The 9,925-nt window shown below is 46.6% G+C and carries 15 protein-coding genes; 6 read left to right on the plus strand and 9 right to left on the minus strand.

From position 1 onward, the window contains the following. Positions 1-99 precede the first annotated feature (99 nt). The 3 genes from QT974_RS24880 to QT974_RS24890 form a co-directional block, all read right to left on the minus strand. The gene (locus tag QT974_RS24880; RefSeq protein WP_333471083.1) at positions 100-621 is read right to left on the minus strand and encodes a YqeG family HAD IIIA-type phosphatase; all 522 of its coding nucleotides are present in this window, start codon (positions 619-621) and stop codon (positions 100-102) included. A 265-nt stretch (positions 622-886) separates the two neighbouring features. Beyond that, positions 887-2,011, minus strand: coding sequence for an endolytic transglycosylase MltG (gene mltG, locus QT974_RS24885; RefSeq protein WP_333471084.1), 1,125 nt, complete (start codon positions 2,009-2,011; stop codon positions 887-889). A 232-nt stretch (positions 2,012-2,243) separates the two neighbouring features. Continuing rightward, a complete protein-coding gene (locus tag QT974_RS24890) occupies positions 2,244-2,819 on the minus strand; it encodes a DUF3727 domain-containing protein (protein ID WP_333471085.1) in 576 nt (191 codons plus the stop codon). 3 nt (positions 2,820-2,822) lie between these two features. On the opposite strand from QT974_RS24890, the gene QT974_RS24895 reads away from it, so the two are divergent. Continuing rightward, entirely contained in the window at positions 2,823-3,005 is a 183-nt protein-coding gene (locus QT974_RS24895) for a hypothetical protein (RefSeq protein WP_333471086.1), read from the plus strand. A 288-nt stretch (positions 3,006-3,293) separates the two neighbouring features. Here the strand turns inward: QT974_RS24895 and ruvX are convergent, their stop codons facing one another. Together ruvX and QT974_RS24905 are read right to left on the minus strand one after the other, a co-directional pair. Continuing rightward, complete coding sequence (ruvX, locus tag QT974_RS24900; protein ID WP_333471087.1) at positions 3,294-3,761, minus strand: Holliday junction resolvase RuvX; 468 nt, start codon at positions 3,759-3,761, stop codon at positions 3,294-3,296. Between the two features lie 210 nt (positions 3,762-3,971). Further along, positions 3,972-5,291 (minus strand): GNAT family N-acetyltransferase, encoded by a 1,320-nt coding sequence (locus tag QT974_RS24905; protein ID WP_333471088.1) that lies wholly within the window; start codon positions 5,289-5,291, stop codon positions 3,972-3,974. Between the two features lie 26 nt (positions 5,292-5,317). On the opposite strand from QT974_RS24905, the gene QT974_RS24910 reads away from it, so the two are divergent. Next, positions 5,318-5,593: a hypothetical protein gene (locus QT974_RS24910; RefSeq protein ID WP_442933212.1), complete on the plus strand. Its 276-nt coding sequence runs from the start codon at positions 5,318-5,320 to the stop codon at positions 5,591-5,593. A gap of 146 nt (positions 5,594-5,739) precedes the next feature. Here QT974_RS24910 and QT974_RS24915 read toward each other — a convergent pair whose 3' ends face one another. Next, entirely contained in the window at positions 5,740-6,921 is a 1,182-nt protein-coding gene (locus tag QT974_RS24915; protein WP_333471090.1) for a F420-0:Gamma-glutamyl ligase, read from the minus strand. Between the two features lie 232 nt (positions 6,922-7,153). On the opposite strand from QT974_RS24915, the gene QT974_RS24920 reads away from it, so the two are divergent. After that, on the plus strand, positions 7,154-7,486 hold the full coding sequence (locus QT974_RS24920) for a DUF433 domain-containing protein (RefSeq protein ID WP_293142666.1): 333 nt from the start codon (positions 7,154-7,156) through the stop codon (positions 7,484-7,486). Positions 7,487-7,496: 10 nt separating this feature from the next. Beyond that, complete coding sequence (locus tag QT974_RS24925) at positions 7,497-7,784, plus strand: XisI protein (RefSeq protein ID WP_333471095.1); 288 nt, start codon at positions 7,497-7,499, stop codon at positions 7,782-7,784. A gap of 29 nt (positions 7,785-7,813) precedes the next feature. Here the strand turns inward: QT974_RS24925 and QT974_RS24930 are convergent, their stop codons facing one another. The 3 genes from QT974_RS24930 to QT974_RS24935 form a co-directional block, all read right to left on the minus strand. Continuing rightward, positions 7,814-8,137, minus strand: coding sequence for a hypothetical protein (locus QT974_RS24930; protein ID WP_333471091.1), 324 nt, complete (start codon positions 8,135-8,137; stop codon positions 7,814-7,816). Positions 8,138-8,311: 174 nt separating this feature from the next. Beyond that, positions 8,312-8,431, minus strand: coding sequence for a type II toxin-antitoxin system RelE family toxin (locus QT974_RS34840; RefSeq protein ID WP_442933213.1), 120 nt, complete (start codon positions 8,429-8,431; stop codon positions 8,312-8,314). Between the two features lie 44 nt (positions 8,432-8,475). After that, positions 8,476-8,664: a hypothetical protein gene (locus tag QT974_RS24935; protein ID WP_333471092.1), complete on the minus strand. Its 189-nt coding sequence runs from the start codon at positions 8,662-8,664 to the stop codon at positions 8,476-8,478. Between the two features lie 168 nt (positions 8,665-8,832). Between QT974_RS24935 and QT974_RS24940 the strand changes: the two genes are divergently transcribed. Both QT974_RS24940 and QT974_RS24945 read left to right on the plus strand, forming a co-directional pair. Next, positions 8,833-9,264: an SH3 domain-containing protein gene (locus tag QT974_RS24940; protein ID WP_333471093.1), complete on the plus strand. Its 432-nt coding sequence runs from the start codon at positions 8,833-8,835 to the stop codon at positions 9,262-9,264. A gap of 476 nt (positions 9,265-9,740) precedes the next feature. Then, a partial coding sequence (locus QT974_RS24945; protein ID WP_333471094.1) for a hypothetical protein occupies positions 9,741-9,925 on the plus strand: 185 nt, incomplete at its 3' end.

The following is a 9,925-nucleotide window of genomic DNA, read 5'->3' on the forward strand; positions in this document are numbered from 1 at the left end:
ATTGGGAAATATTCAAAAATAACAAATAACAAATAACAAATAACAATTGTCAACTGCCAACTGTCAATTGTCAACTGCCAACTGTCAACTGACAACTGACTACTTTCTGCTATCAAGAGTAGCTCCCAAAGCTTGAGACACCCAAACTTCAAAAGAGCGCACCGGATATTTGCGCACCGCATAGCCAGCATCAACCATTGGCTCGACTAAAATAGTAAACATACCCAAACGATTGCCGGCCAAAACATCAGTAAAAAGTCGATCGCCCACCATCGCCACCTGTTCCACCGGCAAATTCATCGCCGTTACTGCTGTTCGCAACTTGCGGCGCGACGGCTTAGCTGCACCAGTGATGTAAGGCAGATTCAAAGACTGAGCAATTCGACCGATCCGATTCTCACTTAAATTATTGCTCGCCAACCACAGCGATACTATCGGTTTAATTTCTGCCACCCACAGGCTGAGTTCCTCAGAAGCATTCATTGCTGTAATGGGAACCAGGGTTTCGTCCACATCCAACACTAATCCTTTGATATGATATTTCTCAAGAATATCAGCCGTTAAATTTACGATCGAATCGCCTAGAACTAAGTCAGGCTGTAGTAGTTTACCCCAAGTCATAATGATTTTAGATTTTAGATTTTAGATTTTAGATTCAGAAATTAAGAAATCGGCAGTTAAACATTGAAAAAGTCAAAAGTCCAAAGTAAATAATTCTGGCTTTTGCTTTGTAATATCGTTTTGGTTTGCATCCGAACCAGCATTTTCGGACTGTAGTGCGAGCCTCCCGATCGCTCCTGACAACCCTCGCAATCAGGTACAATTCTGATGCAGCCGAATCCGATCTAACTTTTGACTTTTTACTTATGTATTAGTGATTAGCCATTTATTGACCCGATCGCACTTTTTGGTCAATTTGAGCCACAGCAGCATCATGTTCCGCCTGAGTGCGGCTGAAAATATGAGTACCGTCATAGCGAGCCATAAAATACAGGTATTCTGTATTTTCAGGAGCCAGAGTTGCTTCCAGACTGGCGATTCCCGGAGCTGCGATGGGAGTTGGGGGCAGCCCTACATTCATATAAGTATTGTAGGGAGAAGGCGTTTCAACCTGTTTAAAAGTCAGAGGTTTCTCCTTGGTTTGCCTGATGCCGAGGGCGTATTCTACCGTCGGATCGGAGCCCAACTTCATGCCCTTATTCAAGCGGCTGGTAAACACTCCTGCAATGCGGTGGCGCTCGGAAGCAACCACAGCTTCTTTTTCCACAATACTCGCCAAAGTTACCCACTCTTTCAAAGAAAGCTTAGTATTGTTCTGATTTTTTTGAAAGACCGGCAAAGCTATCCGCTCAAAACGGCCGAGCATTTGTTTGATGACAGCTTGCGGGCTAATTGCATCGCCATCTAGCTGATAAGTATCCGGGTACAAAAACCCTTCCAAATGAGGCAACCCGCTCGGCAGCCAAGGGTAATCAGCGTAGGGAACTTGACTCGCCGCCGCCATAAAATCCTTAGCCGGGAAAAAACCTTGCGCTTCAAAATAAGCGCTCATTTGTTGCAGCGACCACCCTTCAGGAATCGTGAAACTCTGCTGTACAACTTCACCCTGCCAAATTTTCCCAGCAACCGCACTCAGGGGCTGAGTCGGCGACAGTTTGTAAGTTCCGGCTTTAAAACCTCCGTCGCGGTTTTGCAGGGTCAGCCAGCGAGCCCACATATTCCATGCTCCTGCCGATCGAATTAAACCCGCCGCCTCTAAATCCTGCCCAATTTTTTGACTGGAACTACCGGGGGGAATTTGAATCGAAACACCCGTATCCTGTCCTGGGGAAGTTGACGTTTCAGCGATTTTAGGGGGCGCTGAAGCCCAGCTCCACCAAGCCCAGCCCTGCCAAGCGCCCACTCCCCAAATTGCCGGCAACAACGCCAGATAAAACAACCATTTTGAGGCTCGCCGAGGAGCTTTTTGGCTCTCGCGCGCGCTGCTTTTTGTCAGTTGTTCTTTGTTCATAGTCCGTTGTCCTCGATCAGCGACGGTTAACTAACGACTAATGACTGATGATCTGCAATTAATGACCAAAAAGTTACGGATACCAGCCTTTTTTAAGACCCGATTCAACAGTCGGAGCTGACAGGGCAGAAGGCGGCATCTCGAAAATTTCGATCGACCGAGCAGTTTACTATTTTATAAAATAGTCCAAAATTCTGCTTTTTGCCTCATGCCGAATGCCTGCAATTAATATCTAATCTAGCTCGTCAAAAAACTGGTCTTCGAGCATCGGCAACATCGGTTCTAGCCTTTGAAACTCTTCTTCCGAGAGCAATTCAGGCTTGCCGTCATCATTCATTCTCGCCAAGATAAAGAATGGATCTAGAGGCGTATAAATAGCATATTCCTGTTCTTCGTGATAGAAGCTGGTCAACCACATCAGTTCCTCAAACTCGGATTCCTCATCGGGATCGGCATTAGGCTCCAAATCCTCGTCTGGAAATTCCGGCAATTCGCCAACTACAGTGAGTGTGACTGCCGTGCGCCGTAGCTTCAAGTTCTGTTCTTCTAGAACAACTGTAGCGGTATCAAAAATTTTGTCAATTTCGGCTTCGTCTTCTACAGGAATTGCTGCTTCGTCGGCATCGTCTCCGTGCCATGTAAAAATTTCTACGGGAGAGTCGATCGGCAGCAGCAAAGCGTATTCTTGACCTTCTAGGTTCATCGAATATTCTATATTGCAAGTTAGCGATCGCCCAAGTTCATCCGTCAGGGTGACGGACTCTTCATTGGAACTGCCATTCTCTTTGCGGTATGGGGATGAGGACATCGCGTGTATCTTTATTTTCCGTCAATAATTCACGAACATTTGCTTGACAATTGGGAGTTTTCGTGGCGATATTCTGGTCGATCGGGCGATCGCCAGTCCACAAGCTTAAACCGCGAGACTCGCGGCATTTTCCGCCTGCGACGAGTGCAGCGTTTAAATCTCAGTCGAGTTCGCAAGCGACACTGAGGACAAATCACAATTGTGTGCTGCTTTCATACCGAAGGTACAGCCGAATTTTATCCAGTGCGTCAACGGTTACAGGTGTGGGCAGCAAACTTGCACAACTAGGATATCATGCCTCTGTTACTACCGAAAAACTGAGTTGAAAGCCCCGTCATCAGCTTGAGGGCTTTAGCGTATAATTATTTCGATAGACAGGGCATTGTCTATTGGGCTAGGAAACGCAAGACGGGCGAAGCCTGCCGTTTCTGTTTGAATCGCACAATCTGGGCGCGTAAACCTGCCCAGATTATGTCAAAACCTATCAGGATTGGGAATGGCGCCGATCTTTTGCCTGCGCTCGTCTAGCCACTGCTGCAAAATCAAGGCCGCTGCTTTGCGATCGATTAAACCCTTATGGCGCGACGGAGACATCCCTTGTGCTTGGATCAGTTCCTCGGCGCCCACAGAAGTCAGACGCTCGTCGGCGTATTCTAGGGGGAGTTCTAAGGCGGCGGCGATGCGAGTGGCATATTTCTGGACTTTTAGGGCTTGAGCGCCCAGTTCTCCGTTGAGGGAGTAGGGGAGGCCAGCCACCAAAATTTGCACTCTTCGCTCTTCCACGAGCTCTCTGAGACAAGCTACATCTCGATCGAAGGACGATCGCACCAGAGTAGTAATCCCCGTAGCAATTAAACCTGTGCCGTCACACCCGGCGATGCCGACTCGTTTGTTGCCGATATCTAATCCCAGTGCGGAAATCCATAATTTTTCGTTGGACATCAATCAATTTTAGATTTGAGATTTACTGCTTTGCAAGCGGGAATAATTATGATTTAACGAACCGCAAAGACGCAAAGGGCGCGAAGGAAGAAGGGAAGAAGTTGAGTTTCTGCGGTTTGATCGTTCGGACTTTAGTCCGCATCAAAGAGAGGACTAAAGTCCGAACGATCAAACCTTTTATTGAGCGGGCATTGTATCAGGAATTAAGTTTTATTCTTGGGCGTCGCCCTCTTGAGGTAACTCCGGCAAATTCACAGGCAAAATGCTGCTAGCATCTGTTGCTCCAGATTCGGAATTTTGGCTGTTTAAAGGGTTGACTTGATTAGCTTGATTTTTTCCCGAGTCCAACAAAAAGGGCTTAATTTCAGACGACGGCGGCGCTGCTGCGGCTTCTCCAGCCATGGGGCCGAGCCAGGACATCCGACCCGGTACGGGTTTGCGAGTTGGCTGGAAGCTTTGCAGCATTTCTGATAGCTGGAGTCCTTCGAGGGAGACTAGCTTGGACTCGCGCAATTTGTGCCACACCGATCGCGACATCAGCAAACTATGTTCCAGACGGACGGCTCCAAATTGCTCTAAATAAGCTTCCCGTTCCGGTTGATAGTCGGCGGAAGCCAGTTGCAGGCTTTGAACTGGGAAATCTTGAACCAGGCGGGCCATTTGGGACAGCAGTTCTGGGTACAGCCACGTGTAGGCTGGGTGTACTGTCAGTTGGGCGACGTGCGGCTGTTGGCCGTTGCGGGATAGCTGCACCTGAAAATAGCCGATCGCGGCTTTGCGCTGCGGTTCAAATACGTAACCGCTGACTACCTCTGTTTTGCCCAGCCACTGTCTGACACCTTCAAACAAAGCGCCCAAAAAACTGGTTTTGAAGTCTTGAATGTGCCGATCGAATACTTGACGTACTAACGGCGGCATAGACGCGGTATCGAGTTGATATAAAAATTGAGCGTCGGCGTTGCTTACGGGCAGCAGGTTGGGCAAATCTGGCGTCGCGGAGGCCATTTCTTGGAGGCGTTCCGGGGCGATCGACCAATAAGTCATCTGGGCCAACGGCTGAAACCCGTTCTGCCGGTACAAAGCTAAGGAAGTTTTATCGCCGACATTCACCTCTAGCAGCCACGTCCGCGCCTCCCAGACTGCCTCGAAGCAGTACCGCATCAGCATCGAACCAATGCCTTTGCTGCGGGCTTCTGGGTCTACTCCGACGCGATCGATCCGCCAAGTGCTGCGGGTGCGGTTGAAAGGAGAAATCTGAATTATGCCCTTAACAGTCCCCTCTTCTTCAGCAACGTGGGCCCGGAACAGCGACTGACAAGGGTTGGGAAACCAGCTAAAAATCTTTAGCAGTCCGTACCAGCGGCGAATCTGCTGCAACTTTCTACCCAGTACCAAGTCGCAGCTTGCGCCCTTGCGGTTTTCTGGTTCGTCGGCTGTTTCGGCGCACAGTTGTTCCATCGCCTCGATGTCGCGGTACTGAAACGGGCGAATTACAACCTGGTTTTGGTTTTGAGAGGGAAATGAAGTCATATAGAAATTCTCAAGTGAGGTATAAATTGGTTATTGGTTATTGGTTATTGGTTATTGGTTATTGGTTATTCGTTATTGGTTGTTGGTTGTTGGTTATTCGTTATTGGTTGTTGGTTATTGGTTGTTGGTTATTGGTTATTGGTTATTGGTTGTTGGTTATTGGTTGTTGGTTATTGGTTATTGGTTATTGGTTATTGGTTGTTGGTTATTGGTTATTGGTTATTGGTTGTTGGTTGTTGGTTTGCGAGTCTCTAATCAAAGCTGATAACCATAACAACACGAAAGTGGTGAATAGAAATTGAAAAATCAAACATTCTTAAGAAAGGGGAAGAGTCAGGGAAGTTTTGGGTTTTAAACTTAGAACTTTTAATTCTTCACCCTTTCTCGATCGATCTAAAATTAAAAAATTCAAATCATTTGTTTGATTTTTTAATTTTCAGTTTTCAACTCAAGATGTCTGTGGCAGAGGTCGGATTAAAACCACTGGTGTTCGTTCGTCAGCATTCCCGGCGGGGTTGCTGCGCAAGGCTTGCTCTAAAAATGCGATCGATAAATCGGAGGTCGCTGCTAATATCTTAACTGCTTTTAAGTCATTAGCGTCTACGATCGCCGCCGCAAGTCCGGTTTCTCGTTGAATTTCTTCTACAACTTGCTGGGGATTGTCCGGGCCAAGCACGATAAATTGGTCGAAGGGAGGCAAAGTCCCGGTAACGTCATCGATCAGTCTGGCTTGTTCCCCTGCTAACTGGTAAAAGACTCCCGGTTTACCGAATATTTTAGCTACAGCGCCGATCGCAAATGCGGCTACTACACGAGTGGGCCCGACTACATCCACTAAAGTTTGCATTCCGCAAGCCGTGGCCAAACTCGACATCGGCAAGAAAAACAAGCAGACTCGCTTTGCTACCCATCCGGGTTTGACTTCGCTGGGATGGCGGTAGCGTCCCTGCATTAAGGCTAGGGGAGTTTCGGCGAGGGCGACGATATCGCCGGCTTTGGCGCGCGGTAACACGTAACGCTTGACAATTTCCACGGGATTGTCGAGTTCGGCGAGGATGTGGGTGCGAATTGGCAAGACTTCTGCAACGCCGACATTGCGGGCTGTGGGTACGGTGTCCGAGTTGGGAAATTGCAGCGGGACTACTACGTTGCGGACTTTGGGGATGCGCCCGCCCGGGCCGTAGGTGATGAAATGTATTTGCACCCAAGCTGACTGCAATTTGTTTAAATCTTGCCCTTGAATGTCTACCGAAACTTTAATTTTCGTGGTTTTTTTGGCTTTAACAATATAGCCGAACCAGTAATCGTCTGCTCTGGCTTTTGCGTCTTCGTGGCAAGGAATGACTTTTGTCTGGGAAGTCACGCCGTCTAAACTTCCATCTGATAGTAGTTTCACCTGTGCCCGGACATCTGGCAACATAATCTCAAACCGCTGTGTCAGATTGCGGAATTCCATTTCGCCAACCAACAGATAGCGGTTGGGCTCGTTTATGGCTAAGTGCCATTCTCCGGCTGTAAGTTCTAGTTTATTTGCACTCCCAGTCCGGCGATAGTTCAACTCTAGGCCCAACCCGCCCAATGCTAGCAGCGAACCGGCTGCTGCGATTCCTGTTGCTAAAGTCTCAATCACTCAAATCACCGCCAATAATATTTTGTGTTTACTGTAGTCGATCTCGGGTACTTCGAGATCCGATCCGGTACTAATTGGATTTGCAGAGGTTGTTGGGGGCGATTCCTGCGTCTGTGGCGGGCTGTGGGGTGGAATGGGCGATCGGGCTTTAGGATGCAGCGAAGGGCGCTCGCCAATCTAACTATCTCATCTAATTCGTTTAAAATCTAGATAAAAAGCAGCGATGATCCCTATGACACTAGCCATCAGTCCAACAAAGCAGTATATCGAACAACGCAACGGAGGGTATTGGATTCAAGGAACTCGCATTTCCTTCGATTCAGTCGTTTATTCCTTCTTGAATGGAGAAGCACCCGAAAGCATTGCCCAAAATTTTCCACTTCTTTCGCTAGAACAGGTTTATGGTGCGATCGCCTTTTATCTTGCCAACCGAGAAATCGTTGATGCGTACTTAGAAGAAGGTGAAGCAGAATTTAAGGAATTGCAACAGTCTTTGAGACAAAAAAGTCCACTTCTGTACCAACAATTGATAACTGCTCAAAATCGGAAAAAAGGCGCATTATGATGAAAGTTCGATTTCAGGCAGATGCCGATCTAACAATTCAAAGCTAGAAAATGTGCTGGTTTTTGACGGGCAACACGACAATTATTTATTGATGGTAATGGGTTGGCAGGGGGAAGAACGGATTAAGGTCAATACTATTCACGTGCGATTGCGGGATGGCAAAATTTGGATTGAGGAGGATTGGACAGAAGATGGGGTGGTGACAGATTTTTTGCAGGCTGGGGTTTCGCGGGAAGAGATTGTTTTGGCGTTTCATCCACCGCATTTACGGCAATATACAGAGTTTGCGATCGCTTAATTGTGCGATCGCCAATCTAACCATCTCACCTAATTAATTACCTCGCGCTCATTATCATCCTCAAGAGCTAATTCGGAAATCATCTGCTTCAAAGAAATATTTCGACTGCGATCGGATTTCGGTTTTGGGGGCTGCGCCGCCATCTTTGCCTCAACTTCTTCTAGCAATAAAACTGGTAATTCAAAAGCTTCTTTAAACCATTGAACCAGTTTTATCAATTCTTCCAGTGAGCTACCAATTGCTACAGTAGCAGCTTTGCCACAATCAATAATTGTGCCATCTTGCTCGTAAAAAACCTCACGAATTGAGTAGTGCCCTTGGCTGTCACAAAATACGCGATAAGTCCAAATCATAAATTTTCAACCTTCTTTTCATCGAAAAAATACACTATTATTTGGCTTTTCACCGATTCTTTCAATGCTGACAATCTCCACGAGTTCATCAACGTTGTAGAATACCCGGAACACACCAGTCCGCAATTCCCATTCTGCAATATCCGGTGGAGAACGTCGGAAACGATTTTTTGTTTATACCGTTGGTTCATAGGTTAATTGGGTTTGAATCGCATCGAGCAGAATTTTCTGCTCGAATTTCCTAAAATATTGTAAATCCTTAGCAGCATCAGGCGTAAATTCAATTTCGTACATTCGTGACTTAAGCAATAGACATAGCTAGCATAAACTCCTTCATCTTAACCTGCGAGGGATTGAGTTGAGCGACAGTCGATTTCCCTGATTATAGCCCGCGCAGGCATCGCCCGTCTGTGGCCGCGAGGTACGGGATTGGATGTGCGATTCACGAAGAGGGATAGCTTCCCCGCCGCGCGTGCTTGGGATACACTTAAGGTCGATCGCACTTGAGCTAAAATGTAGAATATCAAATTACCTCGCCTCGCGATGCCAGTTCAAGATATCTACCACGATGCAGTCAAGCAAGCTCTGATTGTCGCTCATCTTCAACTCATGAAACCTTTCAACAGTTGACAGTTGACAATTGACAATTGACAGTTGGATAGCGACCTCTACCTATAACGAAGAGGATTGGAGTAATGAATAGTCAGATTTTAATTTCTCCCTCAAAGGGAGAGGCTTTCAAGCAATTCTTTCTCGTAATAAATTGCGCTATCGTATTTGTAGAAATCGCCAGTTTAGCCATATTAGTTCCACAACTCACTAAGAGTGTCAGCGCTCAATCCATCACAGACAAAAGCTGCGTTGCCGATATTGTAGGTGAAGATATTGGCTCGCAAGTTAATATAAGATCGGGTGCAGGAAGCATTTTTAGCGTTGTAGGCACTGTATCGGTAGGAAATCTAGTCATTGTCGCCAATGACGACCAAAATAAAAGTGCTGTCATATCTCCACTCAGTCGCAAAGATAGCGAAGGAAATGTCTGGTATTTGACGACAAGATTGAGAGCAAGTGAGTACAAAGGTTGGATCAAAGCAGACTTTTTGAAACTCAGATGTCCCAATCCCTAGGTGTGGCGCTCAAAAAGAGGAGGCACTCTGCACGCACTCTCTCTTTTATTTTACTTTAAATATGCGATCGCCCAAACAACTCTCGATCGCATTTATCTGAGTCTATGTACTTAAGTATTTGCAGCCCACAATTAAGTATCAATTCGGCAAAAACTCTACGAGAATCTCCTGATATTTCTTTAGCAGGACAGCGCGAACCAGACTAAGAGGACGCACTTACCTCATTAACCTCGTTTCTTTGACGAACTTAGAGAAACTTATAGAAGTGCGGCTGTGCGGTGCGGGCGAGTTATTAAATTGACATGGCAAAATATTGGCTTAAACCATTTTTGGGTTAATATCGATACATAAACACAAATTAGATTATTCCTAAAAAATGGCGATCGCCCGATCGATGTCTGTTTTAAACAAAATAACTTGACAAAGTGTAGTCGAGCAAAAATATTATCTGCCTCACTGCAATAACGAGTTGCCCTATGTCATCACCCCAGCCTTCAATCCTCAAAAAACTGATTGGTCATGCGCCACTGCGAACGGTGTTGATTGTCCCCTTCGTGCTACAAATCATGGGGGCGGTCGGCATTGTTGGTTACTTATCTTTTCGCAACGGACAGAAAGCAGTCAACGATTTGGCATCTCAACTGCGGACAGAAGTCAGCAG

The sequence above is a fragment of the Microcoleus sp. BM001215392 genome, assembly GCF_036700185.1.
Taxonomy (GTDB): Bacteria; Cyanobacteriota; Cyanobacteriia; order Cyanobacteriales; family Microcoleaceae; genus Microcoleus.

Bases quoted from the DNA above. Each gene is read 5' to 3' on its own strand.
- QT974_RS24890 (WP_333471085.1), bottom strand. From the start codon at position 2,819: ATGTCCTCATCCCCATACCGCAAAGAGAATGGCAGTTCCAATGAAGAG.
- QT974_RS24930 (WP_333471091.1), bottom strand. From the start codon at position 8,137: ATGATTTGGACTTATCGCGTATTTTGTGACAGCCAAGGGCACTACTCA.
- QT974_RS24905 (WP_333471088.1), bottom strand. From the start codon at position 5,291: ATGACTTCATTTCCCTCTCAAAACCAAAACCAGGTTGTAATTCGCCCG.
- ruvX (WP_333471087.1), bottom strand. From the start codon at position 3,761: ATGTCCAACGAAAAATTATGGATTTCCGCACTGGGATTAGATATCGGC.
- mltG (WP_333471084.1), bottom strand. From the start codon at position 2,011: ATGAACAAAGAACAACTGACAAAAAGCAGCGCGCGCGAGAGCCAAAAA.
- QT974_RS24880 (WP_333471083.1), bottom strand. From the start codon at position 621: ATGACTTGGGGTAAACTACTACAGCCTGACTTAGTTCTAGGCGATTCG.
- QT974_RS24940 (WP_333471093.1), top strand. From the start codon at position 8,833: ATGAATAGTCAGATTTTAATTTCTCCCTCAAAGGGAGAGGCTTTCAAG.
- QT974_RS34840 (WP_442933213.1), bottom strand. From the start codon at position 8,431: ATGTACGAAATTGAATTTACGCCTGATGCTGCTAAGGATTTACAATAT.
- QT974_RS24920 (WP_293142666.1), top strand. From the start codon at position 7,154: ATGACACTAGCCATCAGTCCAACAAAGCAGTATATCGAACAACGCAAC.